Here is a 24,547-nt window from a genome sequence, read left to right on the forward strand (position 1 = left end):
CCGTGCCCGACGGGCAACACCAAGTAGGAGTTCTACATGTCAGCACCATCCGCTCGCCGTCCCTACGCCCCGCTGCGGGATGCCTTTGTGATCGATGCGGTGCGCACGCCGGTCGGCAAGCGCAATGGCGCGCTGGCCGCGGTGCATCCGGCCGATCTCGGCGCGGCCGCGCTGCGTGGGCTGCTGGACCGCAACCCGATCGATCCGGCGACAGTCGATGATGTGATCGTCGGCTGCGTCGACAATATTGGTCCGCAGGCCGGCAATATCGGCCGCACCATGTGGCTGGCCGCCGGTTATCCGGAGGAAGTTCCCGGCGTCACCGTCGACCGCCAGTGCGGATCCTCCCAGCAGGCCATCAATTTCGGCGCGCAGGCGATTATGAGCGGCACCGCCGAGGTGATCGTCGCGGGTGGTGTGCAGAATATGAGCGCCATTCCGATCTCGGCGGCCATGTTGGCGGGCAAGGAATATGGTTTCGACGCGCCGTTCGTCGGTGCGCAGGGCTGGGACCATCGCTATGGCACCGCCGAAGTTTCGCAGTTCAACGGTGCGCAGATGATTGCGGACAAGTGGAATATCAGCCGGGAAGAGATGGAGCGCTGGGCATTGCGCAGCCATGAGCGCGCCCGTGACGCCATCAAGAACGGTCGCTTCGACGGCGAAATCGTGCCGGTCGGCGATTTCTGGATCGACCAGGGGCCACGCGAGACCACGCTGGAGAAGATGGCGTCGCTGCCGGTGCTCGCCGAGGGCAGCACGCTGACCGCCGCGGTCGCCAGTCAGATCTCCGACGGTGCGAGCGCTACCCTGCTCGCCTCCGAATGGGCCGTCGAGGAATACGGATTGCGCCCGCGCGCCCGCATCCACCACGTGAGCGCCCGTGGCGCCGATCCGATCATGATGCTCACCGGCCCGATTCCGGCCACCAAGTGGGCGCTGGAGAAGACGGGTCTGACCATCGACGAAATCGATGTCGTCGAGATCAATGAGGCCTTCGCCCCGGTCGTGCTCGCCTGGCTGCGGGAGACCGGCGCCGATCCGGAGAAGGTGAACGTCAACGGCGGCGCGATCGCTCTCGGTCACCCGCTCGGTGCCACCGGCGCAAAGCTTTTCGCCACCCTGCTCAATGAGCTGGAACGCCGCAACGGCCGCTACGGCCTGCTCACCATCTGCGAGGGCGGTGGCACCGCCAACGCCACCATCATCGAGCGGCTCGGCTAGAGCCCTTCGTCAACTCTGGCTGAGTAACCAAAGGCCGCCCCCTGGAAGCGATGCCAGGGGGCGGCCTTTCGGTGTTCCCGATCGATCAGGTCGCGTTCGGCGTTGCCTTGCGATCCGCCGTGAGCGCGGCGATGGTGTCGATTCGGGTAACGGCATCGGCGACGATGCGGTCGATGAGTTCCTTACAGGAGGGCAGGTCGTCGATAATGCCGGTGACCTGGCCTGCCGCCAGTACGCCGGCCTGGGTATTGCCCTCGACGAGTCCGGCGCGCAACAGCATCGGGGTATTGGCGGCCATGACGACCTGAGACCAGCTGAGGTCCTTGGCCTTTCGCATGGCCAGACCGTCGCGGACCATGGTCGACCACTTCATGCCGGTCATATCCTTGAACTTCGCCGCATTCGAGACGGCGGCGACCAGACCGCGCCAGCGCCCCGAATGTTCCAGGCGATCGACGAGTTCGGTATTGAGCACCCGGTGCGGCATGCCGTCGACCTTGAGCGAGACCACGGTGTCCTGCAGCTGCCGCTTCAGATACTCCTGTTTGACCGTGTCGGGCACGGTGCTCTCCTTGGTCAACAGGAAGCGCGTGCCCATGGCGACCCCCGCGGCACCATAGGCCAGTGCGGCCGCCAGACCACGTCCGTCGAAGAAGCCACCCGCGGCGACAACCGGGATATCGACCGCATCCAGCACCGACGGCAGCAGCAGCGTGGTCGCCACCGGACCGGTATGCCCACCGCCTTCGCCACCCTGCACGATGACCGCGTCGGCACCCCAGGACGCGACCTTCACCGCATGCTTGGCCGCGCCGATCGACGGAATCACCACCACACCGGCATCTTTCAGCTTGGCGATGAGTTCCTGCTTCGGTGCCAAGGCGAATGACGCGACGGCCACCTTCTCGCGGATCAACAGCTCGATCCGTTCGGGCGCATCCGTGGCGTCCGCGCGGATATTCACCCCGAAGGGCTTGTCGGTATGCGACTTGGTCTTCGCGATCGCGGCTTCCAGTTCGGCGAATGTCATGGTGGCCGAGGCCAGAATCCCGAGTCCGCCGGCCTCGGCGGTCGCGGACACCAGACTCGGTCCGGCCACCCAACCCATCCCGGTCTGCACGATCGGATGTTCGATGCCGACCAGTTCGGTCAAGGGTGTCCGCAGCGCGGTCATGACGGCACCTCCGATTCCCGGACCTTCCTGGGATCGAGCACATCCCGGATCAACCGCAGCTCTTCCGAGGTCGGCAGCCGGGTCTGGCCCGCCTCGGCGAGTCCGGCGATCTCGAACGAGGTGTTCTCGGCGACCTCGTCGGCGGTGACACCCGGATGCAGACTGCGCGCCCGCATCGTGTGGTCGGGTCCCTCGAAATCGAACACGCCGAGATTGGTGACCACCCGGTGCAGGTGATGGAACCGGTACGCCGGATTGGCCGGATCGACCTTGTCATAGCCGACGCCGGAGACGATATCGACCTGATCGACGAACACCCGGCGGGTATGCCGCGAAACCCAGTAGCTGGTCGGGTGATTCATGGTGTTGCCCGGCGCACCGCGCACCCCGAACATCTGTCGGGTCGGCTGCTGCAACGGACCGAATGCCGACAGATTCTGATTGCCGAACCGATCGAGCTGATTGGCGCCCATCACCACATGGCGCCGACCGGAGGCGACCACATCGAATACCTTCCGGAACGGAATCCACCCTTCGATCGGCGCCTTACCGCCGAATGGAGGAGTGTCGGCGAAAAACAGCGCCTCGCCGTCGGAGAGCAGCAGATCCGGTTCGGTGGTCAACTTGGCAAGCCGCGCGCCGATGATCGTCATGGGCGACATCGGCGAGGCCATTATTTCGCCGGCGCCGCTGAAGATTTCGGCGCAGGCGAGCGCGCAGACCTCCGCCCTGGTGACAGTTTCTGAGGGCCCACCCGTCGCCCGACCGCCACCCCTCACGGAATCGCTTCGCGATGCTGTCATTTCTGCACCTCCTGTGCGAACTCACGAACGGCGGCCTGGTATTCGTCTTCGGAGACCGCCAGATATTTGTCGACGAACTGCTGCCAGGACTCCGGCGTCTTGGCCGACTCCACATAGTGCTTCTGGAACTTCTCGTCGCGGCCGTAGCTGTCGGCGGCCAGCGTGAAGTGCGCGCCACCGGGCGCCTCGACCACACCGTCGACCAGCATTCGGTTGAGCAATAACGACTGCAGTGGAACGGCTTTCACCAATTCCTCGGTCTCCACCACGCGCTCCACCGATACATAGCGGCGTTCGGCGGCCAGGCAGTACAGATCGTCGAAGTACGGATCGACGCCCGTGTAGGCGGCATTGCCGTGTCTGTCGCCGATATTCAAATGCACGAGCGCCGCATCGAGATGCAGCGCGGGCATCGCGATCAGCGTCTCGGTGCGGCCGTCGCCGTCCGAGTACGGCGAGGTGACGGTCTTCAGTTCGCCATCCCAGAAATTCACGACATCGGATCCGAGTCCGGCGCGGATCGGCAGGAACGGCAGACGCGCGGCCGCCGCTTCCAGTCCGCACTTCAACATGCCCTCGTCCATCTCCCGCGCGACCAGGGCGCCGGAGGTGCGTGCCTTGGCGAACCACGGATCGTAGAACGGCGGCGAATCCAGCGAGACGAAGCCGTAATACGCCTTGCGCACCTTGCCAGCCGAACACAGCAGACCGAGATCCGGTCCGCCGTAACTGACCACGGTCAGATCGGTGATATCCGAACGCAGGATGGCCCGCACCAGCGCCATCGGCTTGCGCCGCGAGCCCCAGCCGCCGATGCCGATGGTCATACCGCTGCGCAGTTCGCCGACGACCTCGTCGAGCGACATTCGCTTGTCCCGCATCAGTTTTCCTTGCTCTCTTCCTTGCGCGCGGCCAGATCGTCGTCGAACCGCGCACGGATCTCATCGGCGACACCGGCCAGATTCAGTTCGAAGGTGAAGCCCTGCTCGTAGCGGTAGCTGCGGTGCACGTCCTGTACATCGATGCCATTGAGCGCCCGCTTGGCCGCCCGGATCACCCGGCTGTCCTTGGCGGCGATGTTCTTGGCTACCTCCAGCGCGGCGGCGTCGAGTTCGGCGCGTGGGACGACCTGGTAGACCGAACCGAAGTGCTGCAACTGCTGAGCGGTGATGGTGCTCGCGGTATAGAACAGTGCGCGCATCAGATGCTGCGGCACCAGCCGGGACAGATGGGTGGCCGCGCCGAGCGCGCCGCGATCGACCTCGGGCAGTCCGAAAGTCGCGTCATCCGAGGCGATTACGACATCGGCATTGCCGACCAGGCCGATGCCGCCGCCGAGGCAGAAGCCCTGCACCGCCGCGATCACCGGCACCGGGCAATCGTAGACGGCCGCGAAGGCCTCGAAACAGCCGTGATTCGCATCGATCAGCGCCTGATGGCCGGGGGTGCGCTGCATCTCCTTGATATCGACACCGGCATTGAACCCACGGTTCTCGGCGCGCAACACGACCACTTTGGTTTCCGGATCGCGTCCGGCCGCGCGGATCTCATCCGCGAGTGTGAACCAACCGTCGGACGGTATGGCGTTGACCGGCGGATAGTCGACCGTGACCACGGTGATGCCGGTTGATTCGGAGTGACGGTTGATCCCCATCGCATGTCCCATCGTGTGTGTCGAGGTGTCGACGTCCAACTCTTTCGAGCGACCTGCAAGCAGTCGCTACGCCGATCTTTTCGAGCGACCTGCAAGCAGTCGCTACGCCGATCTTTTCGAGCGACCTGCAAGCAGTCGCTACGCATTGGCAAAGCAAGCAGTTGCTTGGTAGGTTAGCACGGTGGCACTCGAAATAGACCTCACCGGCAATGTCGTCTTGGTTACCGGCGGTGTGCGCGGGGTCGGTGCGGGCGTCAGCAGGGCCTTCCTGGCGGCGGGCGCGACTGTCGTCGCCTGCGCGCGACGCCCCGGCGACGAGCCGGTGCGATACGAGGGCCGGGAGATCGAATATCTGCCCTGCGATGTGCGTGATGCCGACGCCGTGCAGGGACTGGTCGACGCGATCGTCGCGCGCCACGGCCGCCTCGATCATCTGATCAACAATGCGGGCGGTGCCCCGTTCGCCCTCGCTGCCGATGCGAGCAAGAACTTCCACAGCAAGATCGTCGAACTGAATCTGCTCGCGCCCCTGCTGGTCTCGCAGGCCGCCAATGCGGTGATGCAGCAGCAGCCGGGTGGCGGCTCCATTGTCATGGTGTCCAGCGTGAGCGGTCACCGGCCGTCACCGGGTACCGCCGCCTACGGCGCGGCCAAGGCGGGCATCGACAGCCTGACCTCCTCGCTCGCCGTCGAATGGGCGCCGAAGGTGCGGGTGAATTCACTGGTCGTGGGCCCGGTCGTCACCGAACTGAGCGAACTGCACTACGGCGATCAAAACGGTATCGACGCCGTCGGCGCGACCATCCCGCTCGGTCGGATGGCCCGCCCCGAGGACATCGGCCGCTGCGCGGCATTCCTGACCTCATCCCTGGCCGCCTACGTCAGCGGTGCGACGCTGTTGGTGCACGGCGGCGGCGAGCGTCCGGCATTCCTCGCGGCAGCTAATGCGAATCTCGGCGAGCAGACGGCTCAGGCCTGAACAATCGAATCGAAAACGAAGAGGACACAACAGGTTATGGACACCGAGCAGATCTGCGCGGGGCGCATTGTCATCGTCACCGGCGCCGGCCGCGGTATCGGCCGGGCGCATGCGCTGGCCTTCGCCGCCGCCGGAGCCCGGGTGGTCGTCAATGATCTCGGCTCCGCGCTGGACGGCGCGGCGACCGGTGAGACGCCCGCGGAACAGGTCGTCGCCGAGATCAAGGCCCTCGGCGGCGAGGCCGTCGCCAATGGCGACGATGTCGCGGACTGGAACGGCGCCCGCAATCTCATCCACCAGGCCATCGATACCTTCGGCGGCCTGGATGTGCTGGTCAACAATGCCGGTTTCGTGCGCGACCGCATGTTGGTGAACCTGGGTGAGGACGAATGGGATGCGGTGGTCCGGGTCCATCTCAAGGGCCACTTCGCGACTATGCGCCATGCGATCGAGTACTGGCGGGGCGAGTCCAAGGCGGGCCGCCCCGTCGATGCCCGCATCATCAATACGAGCTCCGGTGCGGGCCTGCAGGGCAGTGTCGGCCAGAGCAATTACGGCGCTGCCAAGGCGGGTATCGCCGGGCTGACTCTCACCGCCGCCGCCGAATTCGCGCGCTACGGCGTCACCGTCAATGCCATCGCCCCCTCCGCCCGCACGCGCATGACCGAAACCGTCTTCGCCGAAACCATGGCCGCCCCTGAGGACGGCTTCGACGCCATGGCGCCGGAGAATGTGTCGCCGATCGTCGTCTGGCTCGGCAGTGCGCAATCCGCGGCCGTTACCGGTCGAATGTTCGAGGTCGAGGGCGGCAAGGTCGCACTGGGCGACGGCTGGCGGCACGGCACCGCCGTGGATGGCGGTGCCCGCTGGAACCCGGCCGAACTCGGCCCGGTGGTCGCCGATCTGATCGCCGAGTCGGTCCCGCCGGAGCCGGTGTACGGCGCCTGAGCGCCGAATCACCGCGGTAGCGCCGAGTGGCTGTTGTCAAGGCCGCTCGGCGATTGCCCGACCCAAAGTAAATCGGTACGTCTGTACCATTTTCTCGTTGGTGCGGTGCGGTCACGTCGGCGCGTCCCTCAATTCGTGTTCGGGTCGTGCCGTGCGCCGATACAGTCGCCCGGTGGGTCCGGCGCCAGACGACTGGACCGACCCGCGTTCCACCGTGGGGACGTTCTTTGCACGTCGGCGCGCAGCGACATACGTACTGGTCTGCCCTTTTTCGCTCGGTACGTGTCGGGGGATCGGCGCGGAAATGTGTTCGGGATTACAGCTGGACCTCCGAAGATATGCTCTGGGCGGTCGACCGAGAACGGGCGCACGGCCGGTCGGGCGTGTCGAATGCCGGGCGTGGCCCGAGCCACTGCGCGGATTTGGGCTGAGGTTTACTATGGGCTCCCGTTCGTCAAAGTCCCGGAACTGAGGTGTTGCGACCGGGCAGAAGATCTGCGCTATATCGATGAGGGGAAGGCTGGCGCATGGCCGTTGGTCGCACGTCGCGTGTGGTTGCAGTACTTGCGACTGTCGCTGGCTTTGCGCTGCTCGGAGGTGTTTCGGCCGCGGCACAGCCCGGCGGCGCCTGTCCGCAGTGTGCGGATGCGAATAGTCCGACGCCGGATTCGAACGGCGATGTCTGGATGCCGCTGACGATTCCGGGTCAGTCGAATGTCAGTTCGCCGGTCGATCCGACCGCCGCCCCGGCTGGTGTGCGCCCAGTCGCCGGTCTCGGCTCGGCAGCGGCTGGTTCGGCTGCGCTCGGCGCGACGGGCCTGCTCGGCGCACTTCTCGGTGGTGGCTCGGTAGGCGTCGGCACCATCATCGGCACCGGCTCGGCCGGGGTAGCCACCATTTTGGGTACCGGCTCCGCCGCGGTCGGCTCCGCGGCCGCCGGGACCGGCTCGGCAGCGCTCGGCGCCGGCTCGGCGATACTCGGAACCGGTTCTGCCGCAACCGGTTCCGCAGGTTCGGCACTCGCGGTTACCGGTTCTGCCGCGGTCGGTTCGGCCGGTGTCGGTGCCGCGGGCGTCGGTTCGGCCGCAACCGGTTCCGCCGCTGTGGGTTCGGCGGCCGTCGGTTCCGCGGCGGTGGGCTCCGCCTCGCCGCTGCTGCTGCTCTTGATCCCGTTGCCGACACCGCCCGCGCCCGCCGTTCCGCCCGTTCCGATCATCGTTCCGCCCGCACCACCGGCACCGGCCGCACCGCAGATCGCGCCGGTCCCGGTGGCCGGGCCGCCCGCGCCGGCTCCGGAGCAGGCACCGGTGCTATCGCTGCCTGCGCCGCCCGCGGCATCGGCCGAGCCGAATCCGGACGTCCGTGCGACCAGTGCCGACGACGGCCTGCCGAAGCCCAACGTACTCGGCGTCGTCGGCGGCTTGATCGCGCTCGCACTGGCCGGAACCGGTTCCGGTGCAGTGAGTTTCCAGAGCGCGTCGGCCGCACAGGCCCGCATCGACGCCGCTCGTGCCGAATTCTTCGGACCGAGGACGTAAGGGGGCGTTCGATGAGTGAAAGCAGAACGCACAGCGGCCTCCGGGCCTACCGCCGGGTCGCGGCGGCGGTCGACGCGGTATGCGCGGTCGCCGCGGATTCCGATGCGACCACCCTCGAGGAGGTCGTCGCCTCCATTGCCAGCGAGCGGCGTCGCGAGATCGAAATCGCCAGTGCCCAACTGGGTCCCGGGGTCTGTGGCCAGCGCCGTTTCTATCCGGACCGCGATGTCATCGTGCTCGCCGCCGCGCTGCCGAGCCGCGACCACACGCTCGCCCACGAATTGGGCCATATCGTCTTCGATCACGCGGGTGCGCCCGCACCGGAGGTGACGCTGGAGGCCAGCGACGATCTCATCGCCTACATGCTCAGTCAGCGGGCGCATCAGCAGATCGTCGACGACGGCGCGGACGAACTCGCCGAATGGGAGGCCGAAACCTTCGCCGCCATGTTGATGACCCGACTCCGCGTATTCAACAGCCGGGGCGCAGGCGTCTCGGTCCTTCGATTCGATGAGGCGCTGGGATGACCCTCTGGTTGACGGCCATGCTGGTCTGGGTTGCCGCCGGTGCGCGTGTGGGGCGTGTGCTGGTGAAGCCCGCGACGACCGCCAGGGTGGCGATTGTGGTCGCGGTCGCCGCGGTCGCACTCGCGGCCACCGTCGCGGTTCCCGAGATCGCGCTGGCGCTGGACAATCTGCTGCCGCGCGGTCTGCATTCGGGCCCGCTCGCCGACGGCGTCGTCGCCTCGGCGTGGATCCTCTTCGCGACCGCGACCTCCGTAGTCGCGGCGGCGGCGTGGCCGGTCGTTTCGCGCAGTAATCTGCGCCGGATCGCCTTCGTCGGCTATGGCCTCGGCGTGCTCGCGATGGCGGTGAATCTGTTCTGGTCCACCACTTTCGGCTGGATAATCGTCGCACTCGGCTGCGTTTTCATCGTGGTCACCGGCGTGCGCAATCTGGACTGGACCACCCTCGGACGCGGTATCGCTATCTACACCGCGGGCACCGCGGTTGTCGCGGTGCTCGCGGTGCTGCAGGTCCGCCGGGCCTGCATCGATGCGTCGCCCGCGAAGGCCGGTGAGCCGGACTGGGCCTGGCCGATCTGGGCGGCGGCCGCGCTGCTCATCGCGTTCGGCGCGGTCTGGATCGTGGTGGAGTTGTGGGTGCGCGCGCGAATTCTGTTGCGGCAGACCAAGGTTCTGCACCGCATCATGGTCGGCCGGTTTCCGGAGGTGGTCGCCCACGGCCAGCCCGGTACGTCGACGCAGCTCAGGGCATCCGATCAGGTCGCGCAGATCATGGACGCGCTGTATCTGCAATCCGGCGGTGGTGTCGAATTGGTCGCCGCGGGGCCGCCGCCGCCACTGGTATCGGCGCGTGCCGACCGAGTTGCGCAGTGGGCGCGAAACCCATTGGGCGATGTAGTAGTCGACGCGCGGTGGATTGCTCCGCCCGAGGGCATTAGTCCCCGCGGTTGGGTCCAGGCAATCGCGCGTGCCTACGAAGCGGGTGCCGGAGCTGCTGCCCGTAATTGATCGAGTAACTTCGAAACCGATCAGTCCGAAGCATTCTGAAGGGCCCGCCCTGGGTATTCAATTTGGTTGACATAGCAAGGAATCCGGCAAGGATGATGGCCATGCCGGATTCCATGTGTCTACCGATGTATCCGCACAACTGATTTCGTCACAACCCGCTGACTGAGGCGCGCTTTTATCGCAACCCTGCGTTCATCGCCAAGCCCATAATTTTATGGGTGACGCGGATGCGACGAAGTCGATAAGCATCCATGCCCATGACGCAGTACGGTGCGACCCTCTGGGCCGCACCGTACTGCGCTGTGAGAGAACCTATTCGGTACCGTCCGGAGGAATTTCGGGCAAACCCTCGCTTGCCCGCAACTTCTCCGCCATGGAGGTGAGGAGGTTCTGTGATTCTTCGGACAGATCGAACGCCCTACTCGACAACCGTCGCAGTCCATAGCCCTGCAGCTGGGACAGCAACTCCAGATCGTGATCGATCTTGGCGGCATAGATGTCGTTGAAGAAGTAGTCCGGCTTGACCTTGAAGAACTTGGCCAGTGCAGCCACCGTTTCGTCCGACGGGTTGGTCCGCTGTCCCGACCGCAACTGCGAGAGGTACGGTTTCGAGATCGGATGCCCGGAGGCCGTCAGCGCAGCCGCAACCTCCGCGTTGGTGTGCGGCTTGCGCCCCGGGGGATGCACGGTTTCGAACAGCTTGTTCAGCCGCGCCGCGAAATCAGCCATTGTGAGCCGCCCAATTCCCTTCGCTGTACTAACAGTCGTTATCTCGGATACGTATCATTGATATTAGCGGCTCAGTAACTGAAAACCTACGCCTGATTCGGGATTTCCTTGAAGCTTCTAGGTGCCGCTCCGGGGAAGGCACTGCGACGGTCGCGTTTGCGGGTCGCGCCAACGGCACTTGAGAACAGGTGGCGTGCACCGGTTCTGGCCCGTCGCGAGGGTCTTCCCCGTCGAGTCCATGATAGCGAAAAGATAGCTGATGGGTCATCTACGTGTCTGCGCTGGTCTTTGTGTGGCGTACGACACGTTTTGAGCTCTTGGGGATGAACGTTCAACTTATGGGGCAGAATTGGTTGAAAGTGCTACAACCTCTCGATGATGGTGCCTGTCGCCAATGCACCACCCGCACACATGAGCACCATCGCGGTGCTACCGCCGGAACGCTCGAGTTCGTGCAAAGCCGTTGTGATGAGCCGAGATCCGGTTGAACCCACGGGATGTCCGAGGGCAATCGCGCCCCCGTTTACATTGACGCGGTCCATGTCTGGTTCGTGTACAGAGGCCCACGAAAGTGCCACTGCCGCAAAGGCTTCATTGATCTCGAAAAGGTCGATATCGCCGATATTCATTCCGGAGCGTTCGAGCAGCCGGGTGCATGCCTGCACCGGACCGTCGAGGTGGAATTCCGGCTCCGCGCCGACGAGCACCTGGGTCACGATGCGGGCGCGCGGGCGCAAACCCGCTCGCTGCGCGGCCTTTTCGTCCATCAGCAGCACCGCAGCCGCGCCATCGGAGATCTGCGAGGAGGTGCCCGCGGTATGGATGCCGCCCTCCAGTACCGGCTTCAGCTTGGCCAGCCCCTCGGGGGTGGTGTCACGCAGGCCCTGATCCCTTGTCACGTCGAGCTTTTCGCCGGTGAGCTTGCCTTCCTTATCGACGGCGGGCGCCGTCACGGTGAGCACTTCGCGGTCGAAGCGCCCCTCGGCCCAGGCCTGGGCGGCCAGCCGCTGCGAGCGGACACCGAGTCCGTCGAGATCGTCGCGAGTGAAGCCGCGCCGCTTGGCAATACGCTCGGCCGCCTCGAATTGATTCGGCAGATCGATATTCCAGGAGGCTGGTCGGCGCGGGCCCGCGTTCTCGCCGACGTTGGCGCCCAAGGGAACTCGGCTCATCGCCTCCACGCCGCAGGCCATACCGATATCGATGGCGCCGGTCGCGATCAGTCCGGCGATCAGATGGTTGGCCTGCTGCGCCGATCCGCACTGCGCGTCGATGGTGGTGGCGCCGACTTGCCACGGCAGTCCGGCGTGCAGCCATGCGACGCGGGTCACGTTGTTGGACTGTTCACCGGCCTGGGTGACGCAGCCGCCGATGACCTGCTCCACCGCCGCGGGATCCAGATGTGCCTTCTCGAGCAGTCCGCGCTGGGCGAGGCCGAGCAGTTCGGCGGCGTGCAGTCCGGCGAGCCAGCCGCCGCGCTTGCCAATGGGGGTGCGTGCGGCCTCGACGATGACGGGTGTGCCCATGTCCAACCTTTCCTCTGGGACAGAAACTGAAACGTGTGTTCACAGATGCCTGCGCAGAATCTGTCCTGTTCTTCCCTCATTATGCAGCCTATGCTTGAATGATTGTAGAACGTGTTTCAGTTTGTCGAAGGAGACATCTGGTGGTAGACCAGCGGAATGCCCGGCCGAATCTGCCGGATGGGTTCGATGTCACGGACCCGGACATTTACGCCGAGCGGGTTCCGGTCGAGGAGTACGCCGAACTGCGTCGTACCGCACCGATCTGGTGGAACCCACAACCCGCCGAGGTCGGCGGCTTCCATGACGACGGCTTCTGGGTGGTGAGCAAGCACGCGGACGTCAAGGAAGTATCGCGCCGCAGCGAGGTGTTCTCCACCTTCGAGAACACTGCCATCCCGCGCTTCAACGACGACATCACCCGCGAGCAGATCGAACTGCAGCGCTTCGTCCTGTTGAATATGGACGCGCCGCAGCACACCAAACTGCGCAAGATCATCTCCCGCGGTTTTACCCCGCGCGTGATCAACGGTCTGAAAGCCGAACTCAAGACCAGGGCCGAGGCCATCGTGAAGGAGGCGGTGGAGAACGGCACCGGTGACTTCGTCACGCAGGTCGCCTCCGAACTGCCGCTGCAGGCCATCGCCGAGCTGATCGGCATCCCGCAGGAGGACCGCAGGAAGGTCTTCACCTGGTCCAACGATATGACCGGCTACGACGATCCGGAGAGCACGGCGGATCCGGTCGCCGCCTCGGCCGAGGTGCTCGGCTATGCCTACCAAATGGCCGCGGCCCGTAAGGAATGCCCGGCCGACGATATCGTGACCAAGCTGATCGAGGCCGATGTCGACGGCGATGAGTTGACCCCGGAGGAATTCGGCTTCTTCGTGATCATGCTGGCCGTCGCGGGCAATGAGACGACCCGCAATGCGATCACCCACGGCATGGCGGCCTTCCTGGAGCATCCGGACCAGTGGGAGTTGTTCAAGAAGGAGCGCCCGGCCACCGCCGCCGACGAGATCATCCGCTGGGCCACCCCGGTCACCTCGTTCCAGCGGACCGCGCTGGAGGACACCGAACTCGGTGGCGTGCAGATCAAGAAGGGGCAGCGGGTGGTCATGCTCTACCGCTCGGCCAACTTCGACGAGGACGTCTTCGAGCACCCGGAGAAGTTCGACATCATGCGAAAGGACAACCAGCACTTGTCCTTCGGCGGTACCGGCGCGCACTTCTGCATCGGCGCGAATCTGGCGCGGATGGAGGTCGATCTGATCTTCAACGCCATTGCCGACGCCATGCCCGATATCACCAAGCTCGGCGATCCCAAGCGGCTGCGCTCCGGCTGGCTCAACGGGGTCAAGGAATTCCAGGTCGACTACAAGGCCTCGGGCTGTCCGGTCGCGCACTGAACCGCCGGGGATCCAGGCTTGTGTCGGCAGCCTGGTCCCCGGCATTCGGTGACAGACAAGGGCCCCCGCACCGGTTTGCCCAATAGCCGGTGCGAGGGCCCTTGTTGTGCTGCCCCCGAGGGGAGAGGCAGCGCGCTCAGGTAATCGGCTTGGCCGTAGCCATTGCGCGGTCGACCTCCCAGAAGGCCCGCAGCGCGGCGATTTTGCCCGATTCGTCGACCTTGTATGTGAACACGCCCTCGGCATCGATCTGATGCCCGCCCATCTTGGTGCGGATCAGACCGGTGAAGGCGATCTCGTTACCGCAGGCGAAGGAGTCCTCGAACAGGAACTCGATCGAATCGGTCTTCGCGATCGCCATATCCCAGAAAGCCGCGATCGCCTCCTTGCCGCGATGGCCCTTGCCCTCCGGATCGAAACCCGAAGGGCCGATGGGATCTTCGACAATGCCGTCGCTCGCGAACAGTTCGACCCAGGCCTGCTTGTCCTTGGCCCGCACCGCGGCCTGCGAGGCGAGTCCGGCGGACCGTGCTGGATGTTCGGAATTGCTCATACGCGTGCCTTCGCGACGATGGGTTCCTCGATATTCTTCGCGGCAAACCGGCGCAATGACTCCTGTTTGGCCGCCAGCTCACCGTCGAAGCCGATGCCATCGGCCAGCCACGGGACCACGATCGCATCGGTCACCCCGGCATCGGCCAGATCCTGATATCCGGAGCGGCCGAACTTGTCGATGCACACCGCCTGAATCTCGAAGGGTGCACTTTCCTTGCCGAATTCAGCGCGCAGCTCATCGAGCTTGCCGATGGTGGCGCGCAGTTCGTCGTAGGTCATCATCGCCGAGGTCCAGCCGTCACCGACCTTGGCCGCCCGGCGCAGTGCCGGGGCGGTGTGGCCGCCGATGTAGAACGGCACCGGTTCGCTCGGCGCCGGGCTGATCTGCAGTGGATCGAAATCGAAGAACTTCCCGTGGTACTCGACCATGCCGCCGCCGAGTACCAGCTTGATGACCTCGATCATCTCGTCGACCCGTGCGCCGCGATCGGCGTAGGGCACCCCGCACCATTCGAATTCCTCAGGCGCCCAGCCGATTCCGACGCCGAACCCGAACCGGTTACCGGACAGGTTGGCGACGGAGCCCACCTGTCGCGCGAGCAGCAGCGGATTGCGCGAACCGAGCTTGAGCACGTTGGTGTAGAAGTGAATTCGGCTGGTCACCGCGGCCATGGCGGTCGCGCCGATCAGCGGGTCGACCCACGGCGTCTCCGGGCCCCAGAAGCGGCTGCCGTCGGCGGTGTAGGGATACTTCGCCGCCGCCGACTTCATGTAGAACAGTGAGTCCGGCAGAGCGATCGACGAAAATCCGCACTCCTCGGCGGTTTTCGCCAGTTCCGGCAGCTGCTCCAGCGGACTCAGCGCGATACCGACGGTAAACTTCAGCGGGGTCATCGGCTGGGCTGCTCCGAGCCGACCACCCACATCGAGAAGTACTGCGACCCGCCGCCATACGCGTGTCCGAGCGCCTTCTTGGCATTCGCGACCTGGTAGTCCCCGGCCCGGCCCATGACCTGTTTGGCGGCCTCGGCGAATCGAATGAGGCCGGAGGCGCCGATCGGATTCGAGGACAGCACGCCGCCGGACGGATTGACCGGCAGGGTGCCGCCGATCTCGGTCTCGCCCTTATCGGTGAGCTTCCAGCCGTCGCCCTGCGGGACGAAGCCGAGGTTCTCCAGCCACATCGGCTCGAACCAGGAGAACGGCACGTAGATCTCGGCGGCATCGATTTCATTGAGCGGATCGGTGATTCCGGCGGCCTGCCACAGTGCGGCCGCGGCATCCTGTCCGGCCTGTGGATTGACCTGGTCACGCCCGGCGAAGGTGGTGGGCTCGGTGCGCATGGCGGTGCCATGCACCCACGCGACCTTCTTGCCGGTGGCCTCGACGGCCTTCGCGGCTTCCTCGTCACCGATCACCAGGGCACACGCGCCGTCCGAGGACGGGCAGGTCTCATCGAATCGGATGGGATCCCACAGCATCTGGGAGGAGAGCACCTTCTCCAACGTGATATCGGGCTGGTGCAGATGTGCCAGCGGGTTCTTGGCGCCATTGCGGCGATCCTTCACCGCCACGAGCGCGCCGATATGGCTCGGTGCATTCGACCGCCGGATGTAGGAACGCACGTGCGGGGCGAAGTAGCCGCCCGCACCCGCGCCGACCGGCATGGTGAAGGGCACCGGAACGGACAGCGCCCACATGGCATTCGATTCCGACTGCTTCTCCCAGGCAATGGCGAGTACGCGCTTGTGCACCCCGGCCTGCACCAGATTGGCGGCGACGATACCGGTGGAGCCGCCGACGGATCCGGCGGTGTGCACTCGGAGCAGCGGCTTTCCGGTGGCGCCCAAGGCATCCGCCAGATACAGCTCGGGCATCATGACGCCCTCGAAGAAGTCCGGCGCCTTACCGACCACCACCGCATCGATATCGGCGATGGTGAGTCCGGCATCGACGAGTGCGCGGTCGATGGCCTCGCGACACATGCCCGCCATGGACACATCGGTTCGTTTCGTCACGTGATGGGTTTGTCCGGTGCCGAGCACCGCAGCGGGGAAACGCCCGCCCGTCGCCCGACCACCACCCCTCATCGAATCGCTGCGCGATACTGTGTTCATCTCGCCTCCGAATCCAAAACGGCTACCAAGTTCTGTTGCAGGGCCGGACCGCTGCTGGCATGGGCGAGCGCCCGATTCGCGGTGCCCGCGATAATCGCCTCGGCCGCGAAACCGATGCGTTCCAGACCCGCCGCGAACATCGGATTCCCGGCGAGAGCGCCGCCCGACGGATTCACCTCGGTCTCGGGCCGCAGGCCGATGGCCTCGGCGAGGATCAGCTGCTGATGGCTGAATTGCGCATGCAGTTCCGCGATATCGAAACCGCTGGTATCGCCACCGGTAACCGTCTGCGCCGCGGCCGAAGTCGACGGGGATACGGTCAGATCTCGGGCTCCGAGATTGGGGGTGTCCACCCGATGTGCCATACCGGTGATCCAGGCCGGACGTTCGCACAGTTCGCGCGCCCGGTCGCCGACCGCGAGCACGATGGCGGCCGCCCCGTCGGTGACCGGTGCGACATCGTGCGCGCGCAGCGGGTCGGCGACATACGGTGTGGCGAGCAGGCTTTCGATATCACCGGAATCACCGGCGGCCACCGCCGCCATATCGCGCTCGGTCCAACGGCCCGCGTCCAGTCCGGCCTGTGCCTGCAGACCCGCGATGGACAGTGCGTCCGGCCACAGCGGAGTGACCAGATACGGATCGAGCTGCATGGTCAGAACCTGACGCAGCGTACCCGCGGAGGACTTGCCGAAGCCGTACACCAGTGCCGTCTGCGCCTGGCCGGAGCGGAGTTTGACGAATGCCTCGTAGAGCGCCCAGGCGGCGTCCATTTCGACATGCGATTCGTTGATCGGTGGCACCGCGCCGATGGCGTCGACCGCTGAGATGAACGAGAAGGGCCGGCCCGCAAGGTAATCCGAGGAACCGGAACACCAGAAGTCGATATCGGACTTGGTAATGCCGAGTCGGGCGTAGAGCTGCTGGAAAATGGGCACCAGCATCTCGACACCATTGGTGGTGCCGAAGGTCTCCGGCACATGCGGTGCGTGGGCGAAGCCCACAACCGCGATGTCGCAAGGGGGACGGTAGCCGTCGGAGGCGGGGTGGGTAGGCAGAGCGTTGTTCGTCAACGTGGCCTCTCAGAGGTGGTGCTTATAGGTCTCGTAGTCGGCATCCGGCTCGCCGGTGGGGCGGAAGTGGTCCACATTGCTGAGCCCGAAGCCCCACTCCTCGCGTGGTTTCCACACCGCCTCCACCCGCATGCCCATCCGCACCTCGCTCGCCTCACAGCCGAGCACCAGGTGCAGCACCGGGATATCGGCGCCGTCGAGCAGCACATATGCCGCGACGTACGGCGGCTTGATCCGCTGGCCGAGGAACGGCACATTCACGATGCAGAAGGTGGTGACAATGCCGCGGTCGGGCAGTTCGACGATTTCGTCGGTCGGCCTGCCGTCGGTCGGATTGGCGCCGCGCGGCGGGAAGTACACCTTGCCCGCGGCATCTGTGCGTCCGCCGAGCAGCTTGCCTTCGGCCAGACCGCGCAGGTAGACGGTCTCCTGCGGCGATGCGCTGTGCAGGTAGTGCAGGTCGACCGGGGTGATGAGCACCTCGATCGGCTCACCGTCCGCGTCGGCTTCGGCCGGCGCGGTGGAAGTCTCGCCCGGTTCGAAGCAGGCGATGTCCTTGATGCTGCCGATGGTTTCGTCGGCCCAGCGCGCGACCACACGCATGCCGGAGTGGATGTCCTCGGGCGCGGCGACATCGACGGCGTGCAGCAGTGTGGTGTCCGCGCCGTCGAGCTTGATCAAGGCATAGGCGAACGGGCGGTCGAACGGCTGACCGGGCAGCGGATCGCGTACGAAGGTCCACGACTGGACGGTGCCGGTATCGGCCACATCGACGAATTCGGTCAGCGGTGCGGAGGTGACCGGATCGTATTCCGGCGGCGGCACCAGCACCCGCCCGTCCGAGCCGCGCACGCCCACGATCCTGCGGGCGCGCAGCTTGGCCAGGAAGGTGCCGATGATCGGTCCGACCGATCGTGTGTAATCGAATTGCACCCGCAGGGGTGCGCTGAGTACATCGGGTCCGGTGTCCAAATCCGACCCTCGCTCATCCGTGATTGTGCCGGATGCGGTATGCCCGCCCGTCGCCCGACCACCACCCCCCATGGAGTCGCTCCGCGACGCAGTATTTTCTTCAGCCACGAAATCGAGTAGAACAGGTTCTTATTCTGGTGGCAAGAAGTTGCTGGTTCTTTCGAGCGACCTGCAAGCAGTCGCAGCGGTGGAAAGAGGTCTCCCATGAAGTTCGGATTGCAACTCGGGTACTGGATGGCGCAGCCGCCGCAGAATGCCGGTGAGTTGGTGGTCGCCGCCGAGGCGGCCGGATTCGACGCGGTTTTCGCGGCCGAATCCTGGGGCTCGGATGCCTTCGGGCCGCTGATGTGGTGGGGCTCGTCGACGACTCGGGTGCGGCTGGGCACATCGGTGGTGCAGCTGTCGGCTCGCACGCCCGCCGCGACGGCCATGCACGCGCTGACGCTCGACCACCTCAGTGGCGGGCGGGCCATCCTCGGGCTCGGTGTCTCGGGACCGCAGGTGGTCGAGGGCTGGTACGGGCAGCCGTTCGCCAAGCCGCTGCAGCGCACCAGGGAGTACGTCGGAATCATCCGCCGCATCTTGGAGCGGCAAGCGCCGGTCACCAATGACGGGCCGCAGTATCCGCTGCCCTACACCGGGCCGGGTTCGACCGGGCTCGGTAAGCCGCTCAAGCCGATCGTGCACCCGCTACGAGCGGATATGCCGATCTGGCTGGGTGCGGAGGGGCCGAAGAATGTGGCGCTGACGGCCGAGATCGCCGACGGCTGGCTGGCGATCTACTACGCGCCGCGGCTGGCCGGGATGTACAACGACTGGCTCGACGAGGGCTTCGCCAGGGCGGGCGCGCGGCGTTCACGGGACGATTTCGAGATCGCGGCGAGCTGTCAGGTGGTGATCACCGATGATCCCAAGAGCGAGCTGGAGCGGATGCGCTGGATCATGGCGCTCTACATCGGCGGCATGGGTGCGCCGGAACTGAATTTCCACGCGCAGGTGTACCGACGCATGGGCTATGAGCGCGAGGTCGACGAGATCGGCAGGCTGTTCCAATCCGGGAAGAAGGCCGAGGCCGCCGCGATGGTGCCGGATGAGCTGATTCTGGATACCGCGATCATCGGCGACGAGGAGCATGTGCGTAAGCAACTCGGGGTCTGGGAAGCCGCGGGAGTCACCGAGATGCTGGTGTCGGTTCCAGATATCGAGCAATTGCATCGGCTCGCACCCCTTGTACAGATGTAGAACACGTTCTAGATTCGTAGGGGTGACTGATTCACCCACCCCGTCGGCTCCGCACCATTCCCCGATGGAGTCAGCAGAAATCCTTGGTCTCTGGAACATCGCGAACGCGGAACCCGATCGGATCGCACTGGTGGATCCATCCGGCCGCGAGGTGACCTATCGCGAATTGGCCACGCTCGCAAACCGTTACGGCACCGGACTGCGGTCGCTCGGCCTGCAGCCCGGCGATGTGCTGGTCACCATGGTGCACAACTGCGTCGAGGCGGTCGCCGCCTACTTCGCGTCCTATCAGGCCGGGCTCTACATCGTCGCGGTGAACTGGCATCTGACCGGCCCGGAAGTCGCCTACATCCTCGCCGACAGCGAGGCCAAGGCCTTCATCGCCAGTGATCGGTTCGCCGCCGCCGCGATCGCCGCCGCGGATGAGGCCGGACTGCCCGCCACCGCGCGCTTCGCGGTCGGTGAGATCGAGGGCTTCAAGCCGGTGGCGTGGCTGGGTGCGGCCGATACCGGTCGGCCCGATAACCGGACCACCGGTGCGCCGATGCTCTACACCTCGGGAACTACGGGGCGGCCAAAGGGGGTTCGGCGTCCACTCACCGGCACCGATCCGGATGTCGTTCCGGTGCATTCGACCGCGTTCTTCGGGCTGTTCGAACTGAAGCCCTATGACGATCATGTGCACATCTGCGGCTCGCCGCTGTACCACACGGCCGTGCTGAACTTCGCGACCATCTCTATTCAGTTGGGGCACAAGCTCGTTCTGATGGATCGCTGGGACGCCGAGGAGATGCTGCGGCTCATCGACAAGTATCGGGTGACCCACAGCCATATGGTGCCGACCCAGTTCCACCGGCTGCTCGCACTACCAGCGGAGGTCCGTGCCAAGTACGACGTGTCATCGCTGCGCAGCATGGTGCACGGCGCGGCCCCGTGCCCGGCCGAGACCAAGCGGCAGATGCTGGAGTGGTGGGGGCCGACGGTTACCGAGTACTACGCGGCGACCGAGGGCGGCGGCACTGTCATCAACGGCACCGACTGGCTGAAGAAGCCGGGCTCGGTGGGCAAGGCCTGGCCGTGGTCGGTCATCAAGGTGCTCAGCGAGGAAGACGGCTCCGAGTTGCCCGCCGGGGAGCCCGGTCTGGTCTATATGAAGATGGGTGCGTCCAGCTTCGAATACCACCACGCCAAGGAAAAGACCGAAGAGTCGAGGGTCGGTGACCTTTTCACCGTCGGCGATATCGGCCACCTCGACGAGGACGGCTACCTCTACCTGCACGACCGTCGCTCCGACCTGATCCTGTCCGGCGGTGTGAACATCTACCCCGCCGAAATCGAGAATGTCCTGACCACCCACCCGAAGGTCGAAGATGTCGCGGTCTTCGGTCTGCCCCACCCGGATTGGGGCCAGGAAGTCAAGGCCGTCGTCCAGCCCGCCGCCGGTGTCGAAGGCAACGCCGGCCTCACCGCCGAACTATTGGCTTTCGCCGCAACCCAATTGGCGAAATATAAAATGCCCCGTTCCATCGACTACCTCGAAGAACTCCCCCGCGACCCCAACGGCAAGCTCTACAAGCGCAAACTCCGCGACCGCTACATCCCGGCCTAGCGCGCTACCGCACCCAGTGCTGTGCGTGATGCCCGCGCCCACTGATCGGGCCCTACCCGTCTCGCCGCAGACACCGGAATCAACGAGGCGCCCGCTGGCCCGTCCCTGCTGGTCACCTCGCCCGGCATGGGGAGCTGTCGCAGACCCAGTAACCGTCGCGCAGAGGGTTTACGTTGTGCGGAGTCAGAGCTTGTGTGGGACGTTCACTGGCTGTGCGTTCCGGTCGCGCCGGTTATCTGGTATGCGTGTCACGCCGTTCGGTCTGCTCGCCTCACCGTCAGCGCTTTCGGCCCAGATCCGGGACTACCCGCCCCCAGATTATGCGGGGTAGTCCCGGGGCTGCGTGACGCCCGCGCGCGCACTGATCCGGCCTGCCCGGTCGCGTTGTAGTCACTTGTGCTGCGCGCGTTTTCGCACGCCGCGCTTGTGCTTGCTCGGTGAATCCGTGCGTGGCGCGCCACCGCGTGCGCGGCACCGGAATCGGCGGGCGTCCGCTCGTTGGGTCCTGCATGCGGGCTGGTCTGGCCTGCTCGTCCGCTGACTCGCCCTGCTCGCTCCCTGGTTCGCCTTGCCCGTCGGCTCGTCTGGTCCCAGGTACCTGTCTGGCTGTAGTCACTTGTGCCGTACACGCTTTCGCACGCCGCGCATGGATTTGCCCGGCGAATTCGTGCGCGGCACGTTAACGAGTGCGCGACTCCGGAAGCAGCGAGGGCGTGTTGTCTGGTCCCAGGTACCCGTCTGGCTGTAGTCACTTGTGCCGTACACGCTTTCACACGCCGTGCACGGATTGCCCGGCGAATTCGTGCGCGGCACGTTAATGCATCCGCGGCATTGGAGTCAGCGGGGCATCCGCTGGCCCGGCCTGGGGTTGGGTGTCCTCAGGTTTGGCCAGGGTTACTCCGGTTCGTTGTGCTTGTCGGCTAGTTCGTCCTGCCCGCCCGCTAATTCGCCCCGCCTGTCTCTTGGCTCGGCCACCCATGCCCTCCGGTAACCTCCCAGACCCGGGACAACCCCGCTCACGCAACCGGTTCGCGCAGCTCCGGTGCCAAGCCGAAGAGGGGGAACAGTTTTTCGGTGTCGAGGAAGAAGTTGAGGCCGGCGATGGCGTCGCCGTCGAGTTCCAGCACGGTGATGGACCAGGGGAGCCAGACGCCGGGTTCGGTTTCGCTCGGCTTGTAGTGGCCGAAGGCGGGAAGGCCGTTGGCGCCTTCCAGGCGGATCATGCGGGAATCGCGGCAGCCCTTGCCGTGGCCGAGCATGAAGGCGGCCACATTCTCGGGGCCCGAGACCCAGAGTTCGATCGGCGGCATGGACAGTGCCACATCGGTTTTCAGCAGGGTGGTCAGGGTGTCCATATCGTAGGCCTCGAAGGCCTTGACGAAATCGTCGACGAGTTTGCGCTGGTCGCCATCGGTTTCGTCATAGGTGTCGGTGGCCGTGGGCTGCACCTTCGACATGGTGGCCCTGGCGCGCTGCAGTGCGCTGTTCACCGAGGCGGGGGACATGGTGAGCGCCTCGGCGGTCTCGCTGGCCGAGAACCGCAGTACTTCGCGCATGATCAGGATGGCGCGCTGGGTCGCGGGCAGATGTTGACAGGCCGCGACGAATGCCAGGCGCAGTGTGTCCTTGGCCGAGGCGTGCTCGGCCGGATCCGATCCGAACGCCAGTGCATTCGGGATCGGTTCGATCCAAACGTAATCCGGCTGCGGCATGGGCAGCGGGGAATCCGGTCGCGATGGACCGGACAGATCCATCGGCCGGGCCCGGCGCTGTGGCCCGTCGAGCATATCGAGGCAGACATTGGTGGTGATCTTGTACAGCCAGGACCGTAGGCTGGCGCGCCCTTCGAACGAGTCATAGGACTTCCACGCGCGGGTGAAGGTCTCCTGCACCGCGTCCTCCGCTTCGAAGGAGGAGCCGAGCATGCGATAGGCGTAGGCGCACAGTTCCCGCCGGTGTCCCTCGAAGGATTCGAGGACGTCCGGGGTGAGGCCGACGGAGTCGTTCATGGGTGTCACCATGCCACAGCCCACCGACACATTCGAGACCCTTGCGCTTGGGCGAGCGAAGGCGAGACCGCCGCCTACCTGCGGCTTCAAGATCATCGCGAGATATCCGACCACCAAGCGCCCGGAACCGATGAGTTTCGTGTGCTCGATCCGTCTCTACCCAGAGACCGCCGAAGCCGACGTAAGGGATCCGCATGCCCAGCAAGATGATCTTCATCAATCTGCCCGTGGCGGACCTGGGCCGGTCCAAGAACTTCTACGAGGCGATCGGCTGGAAGGTGAATCAGGACTTCACAGACGACAATGCCGCCTGCATCGTCATCGACGACAACATCTGCGTCATGCTGCTGACCAGGGACTTCTTCACGACCTTCAGCAAGCGCCCGATCGCCGACACGGTCGCGACCACCGGCGGCGCCTACGCGTTGTCCCTGGCCAGCGCGCACGAGGTCGATGTACTCACCAATGCCGCACTGGCCGCGGGTGCCACCGAGGAGATCAACGAGGACCGCAGGGCGCAGGAGGCCCAGGTCGGCATGTTCGGCCGTACTTTCATCGATCCCGATGGCCACCAGTGGGAGCCGTTCTGGATGGACTATCCCGGCAACTGAATGCGCTACTGAATGCCGACTCTCCGGCGCGGATCGCCATTGCTGAAGTCGATCTGCCGCTCGGCGTTGGACAGTGCGGTCACCACGCAGGTGCCGAAGGAGCCGTGCCGATCGAACAAGGTCGCACTACCGACGGCGATTCCATCGGCGCTGATGTGGCTGTCGGCTTCGACCCCGATCTCCAACCCGATCAGTGGACGCGCCAGCGCCAGTGTCAGATCGGCATTGATGAAACCGATTCCGGTGGTACCCCAATTGGTCATGAGACTTGTCGACTCGCCGATCATCGCCACACCGGCGAATGCCGAGGGTGGCTCACCCTCGAGCACCGAGAGCGGGGCCTGCCACATGCGCTTGCGTCCGCTGTTCTGATGATCGCCGATCCTGGACGACCAGCCGTCGGGCCCGCTGTGCCACATCGGTGCCGTCGGTCCATCCGCGATCGGAATCGGCGGCGGCTCCGGTGCTTCCGATCGCATCCACCGCTCGCCCGGCGGCTGTACCGACCGCTTCAGGAAGACGGCGCTGGCGCGGGCCACATCCGCGCCGTCCTGCATCAGTGCGGCATCGGCGACCCGGATCCGGTTGCCGTCGCGTACCAGCTCGGTCACCACCGTCACCGGCTTGTACAGGGTGGGCCGGAACAGATCGACGGTCAGCCGGGCGGGCGAGAACCCTTCCGCGCAATGCTGGGTCTCCAGCGCCCTGGCCAGCAGTCCACAGACCGCGGGTCCATTGACCATATTCGGCGACCACGCGCTCGCGGCGAACGGCAGCGGCTCGAACCCGTCGTCGGTTGCCGCGAAAAACGCAAGGGGCGTTGCCAATTCGATCTCCTATCGCC

Annotated in this window: 23 protein-coding genes; 10 read left to right on the forward strand and 13 right to left on the reverse strand. The window is 65.5% G+C overall.

Going from position 1 to position 24,547, the window contains the following annotated elements; translation table 11 throughout:
- The first annotated feature begins 72 nt into the window (after positions 1 to 72).
- Complete coding sequence (locus AB0L58_RS05725) at positions 73 to 1,224, forward strand: acetyl-CoA C-acetyltransferase (protein WP_364381808.1); 1,152 nt, start codon at positions 73 to 75, stop codon at positions 1,222 to 1,224.
- Between the two features lie 85 nt (positions 1,225 to 1,309).
- On the opposite strand, the gene AB0L58_RS05730 is transcribed toward AB0L58_RS05725, so the two are convergent.
- Genes AB0L58_RS05730 through AB0L58_RS05745 form a run of 4 tightly spaced genes read right to left on the reverse strand, consistent with a single transcriptional unit; the run spans position 1,310 to position 4,855 of the window.
- Complete coding sequence (locus AB0L58_RS05730) at positions 1,310 to 2,398, reverse strand: nitronate monooxygenase (protein WP_364381601.1); 1,089 nt, start codon at positions 2,396 to 2,398, stop codon at positions 1,310 to 1,312.
- Positions 2,395 to 3,201: a CoA-transferase gene (locus tag AB0L58_RS05735; RefSeq protein WP_364381604.1), complete on the reverse strand. Its 807-nt coding sequence runs from the start codon at positions 3,199 to 3,201 to the stop codon at positions 2,395 to 2,397. Before AB0L58_RS05735 ends, AB0L58_RS05730 begins: the two co-directional genes overlap by 4 nt.
- Positions 3,198 to 4,082, reverse strand: a complete 885-nt coding sequence (locus tag AB0L58_RS05740; RefSeq protein ID WP_364381607.1) for a CoA-transferase — start codon at positions 4,080 to 4,082, stop codon at positions 3,198 to 3,200. The genes AB0L58_RS05735 and AB0L58_RS05740 overlap by 4 nt, the downstream gene beginning before the upstream one ends.
- Positions 4,082 to 4,855: an enoyl-CoA hydratase family protein gene (locus AB0L58_RS05745; protein ID WP_062993708.1), complete on the reverse strand. Its 774-nt coding sequence runs from the start codon at positions 4,853 to 4,855 to the stop codon at positions 4,082 to 4,084. Before AB0L58_RS05745 ends, AB0L58_RS05740 begins: the two co-directional genes overlap by 1 nt.
- Before the next feature lie 181 nt (positions 4,856 to 5,036).
- Here AB0L58_RS05745 and AB0L58_RS05750 point away from each other — a divergent pair, with 181 nt between their 5' ends.
- The 5 genes from AB0L58_RS05750 (at position 5,037) to AB0L58_RS05770 (ending at position 9,854) form a co-directional block, all read left to right on the forward strand.
- A complete protein-coding gene (locus AB0L58_RS05750; RefSeq protein ID WP_364381611.1) occupies positions 5,037 to 5,834 on the forward strand; it encodes an SDR family oxidoreductase in 798 nt (265 codons plus the stop codon).
- A gap of 36 nt (positions 5,835 to 5,870) precedes the next feature.
- The gene (locus AB0L58_RS05755) at positions 5,871 to 6,782 is read left to right on the forward strand and encodes an SDR family oxidoreductase (protein WP_364381614.1); all 912 of its coding nucleotides are present in this window, start codon (positions 5,871 to 5,873) and stop codon (positions 6,780 to 6,782) included.
- A gap of 551 nt (positions 6,783 to 7,333) precedes the next feature.
- Positions 7,334 to 8,320, forward strand: a complete 987-nt coding sequence (locus tag AB0L58_RS05760) for a hypothetical protein (protein ID WP_364381617.1) — start codon at positions 7,334 to 7,336, stop codon at positions 8,318 to 8,320.
- Positions 8,321 to 8,331: 11 nt separating this feature from the next.
- Positions 8,332 to 8,847, forward strand: coding sequence for an ImmA/IrrE family metallo-endopeptidase (locus AB0L58_RS05765; RefSeq protein WP_364381620.1), 516 nt, complete (start codon positions 8,332 to 8,334; stop codon positions 8,845 to 8,847).
- Positions 8,844 to 9,854, forward strand: a complete 1,011-nt coding sequence (locus AB0L58_RS05770; RefSeq protein ID WP_364381623.1) for a hypothetical protein — start codon at positions 8,844 to 8,846, stop codon at positions 9,852 to 9,854. Before AB0L58_RS05765 ends, AB0L58_RS05770 begins: the two co-directional genes overlap by 4 nt.
- Before the next feature lie 312 nt (positions 9,855 to 10,166).
- On the opposite strand, the gene AB0L58_RS05775 is transcribed toward AB0L58_RS05770, so the two are convergent.
- Together AB0L58_RS05775 and AB0L58_RS05780 are read right to left on the reverse strand one after the other, a co-directional pair.
- Positions 10,167 to 10,583 (reverse strand): helix-turn-helix domain-containing protein, encoded by a 417-nt coding sequence (locus AB0L58_RS05775; protein WP_011207048.1) that lies wholly within the window; start codon positions 10,581 to 10,583, stop codon positions 10,167 to 10,169.
- A gap of 362 nt (positions 10,584 to 10,945) precedes the next feature.
- On the reverse strand, positions 10,946 to 12,109 hold the full coding sequence (locus tag AB0L58_RS05780) for a steroid 3-ketoacyl-CoA thiolase (RefSeq protein ID WP_364381626.1): 1,164 nt from the start codon (positions 12,107 to 12,109) through the stop codon (positions 10,946 to 10,948).
- A 98-nt stretch (positions 12,110 to 12,207) separates the two neighbouring features.
- Here AB0L58_RS05780 and AB0L58_RS05785 point away from each other — a divergent pair, with 98 nt between their 5' ends.
- On the forward strand, positions 12,208 to 13,515 hold the full coding sequence (locus tag AB0L58_RS05785) for a cytochrome P450 (protein WP_364381629.1): 1,308 nt from the start codon (positions 12,208 to 12,210) through the stop codon (positions 13,513 to 13,515).
- A gap of 136 nt (positions 13,516 to 13,651) precedes the next feature.
- Here AB0L58_RS05785 and AB0L58_RS05790 read toward each other — a convergent pair whose 3' ends face one another.
- Genes AB0L58_RS05790 through AB0L58_RS05810 form a run of 5 tightly spaced genes read right to left on the reverse strand, consistent with a single transcriptional unit; the run spans position 13,652 to position 18,232 of the window.
- Positions 13,652 to 14,068 carry a nuclear transport factor 2 family protein gene (locus AB0L58_RS05790; RefSeq protein WP_364381632.1) on the reverse strand — a complete coding sequence of 139 codons (417 nt, stop codon included), beginning with the start codon at positions 14,066 to 14,068 and terminating at the stop codon, positions 13,652 to 13,654.
- Positions 14,065 to 14,955, reverse strand: coding sequence for a TIGR03619 family F420-dependent LLM class oxidoreductase (locus AB0L58_RS05795; protein ID WP_364381811.1), 891 nt, complete (start codon positions 14,953 to 14,955; stop codon positions 14,065 to 14,067). Before AB0L58_RS05795 ends, AB0L58_RS05790 begins: the two co-directional genes overlap by 4 nt.
- A gap of 5 nt (positions 14,956 to 14,960) precedes the next feature.
- Entirely contained in the window at positions 14,961 to 16,160 is a 1,200-nt protein-coding gene (locus AB0L58_RS05800) for a thiolase domain-containing protein (protein WP_364381814.1), read from the reverse strand.
- Positions 16,161 to 16,183: 23 nt separating this feature from the next.
- Positions 16,184 to 17,260, reverse strand: a complete 1,077-nt coding sequence (locus AB0L58_RS05805; RefSeq protein WP_364381635.1) for a thiolase domain-containing protein — start codon at positions 17,258 to 17,260, stop codon at positions 16,184 to 16,186.
- 9 nt (positions 17,261 to 17,269) lie between these two features.
- Positions 17,270 to 18,232, reverse strand: a complete 963-nt coding sequence (locus AB0L58_RS05810; protein WP_364381638.1) for an OB-fold domain-containing protein — start codon at positions 18,230 to 18,232, stop codon at positions 17,270 to 17,272.
- A 204-nt stretch (positions 18,233 to 18,436) separates the two neighbouring features.
- Between AB0L58_RS05810 and AB0L58_RS05815 the strand changes: the two genes are divergently transcribed.
- Together AB0L58_RS05815 and AB0L58_RS05820 are read left to right on the forward strand one after the other, a co-directional pair.
- Positions 18,437 to 19,474: an LLM class F420-dependent oxidoreductase gene (locus AB0L58_RS05815; RefSeq protein WP_364381641.1), complete on the forward strand. Its 1,038-nt coding sequence runs from the start codon at positions 18,437 to 18,439 to the stop codon at positions 19,472 to 19,474.
- A 64-nt stretch (positions 19,475 to 19,538) separates the two neighbouring features.
- Entirely contained in the window at positions 19,539 to 21,083 is a 1,545-nt protein-coding gene (locus AB0L58_RS05820; protein WP_364381644.1) for an acyl-CoA synthetase, read from the forward strand.
- 1,016 nt (positions 21,084 to 22,099) lie between these two features.
- Here the strand turns inward: AB0L58_RS05820 and AB0L58_RS05825 are convergent.
- Positions 22,100 to 23,092 (reverse strand): sigma-70 family RNA polymerase sigma factor, encoded by a 993-nt coding sequence (locus AB0L58_RS05825; RefSeq protein ID WP_364381646.1) that lies wholly within the window; start codon positions 23,090 to 23,092, stop codon positions 22,100 to 22,102.
- 194 nt (positions 23,093 to 23,286) lie between these two features.
- On the opposite strand from AB0L58_RS05825, the gene AB0L58_RS05830 reads away from it, so the two are divergent.
- On the forward strand, positions 23,287 to 23,703 hold the full coding sequence (locus AB0L58_RS05830; protein ID WP_364381649.1) for a VOC family protein: 417 nt from the start codon (positions 23,287 to 23,289) through the stop codon (positions 23,701 to 23,703).
- Positions 23,704 to 23,708: 5 nt separating this feature from the next.
- On the opposite strand, the gene AB0L58_RS05835 is transcribed toward AB0L58_RS05830, so the two are convergent.
- A complete protein-coding gene (locus AB0L58_RS05835) occupies positions 23,709 to 24,530 on the reverse strand; it encodes an acyl-CoA thioesterase domain-containing protein (RefSeq protein ID WP_364381652.1) in 822 nt (273 codons plus the stop codon).
- Positions 24,531 to 24,547: the final 17 nt, after the last annotated feature.

Origin of the sequence: Nocardia sp. NPDC052112 (assembly GCF_040680135.1) — a bacterium.
GTDB lineage: Bacteria > Actinomycetota > Actinomycetes > Mycobacteriales > Mycobacteriaceae > Nocardia.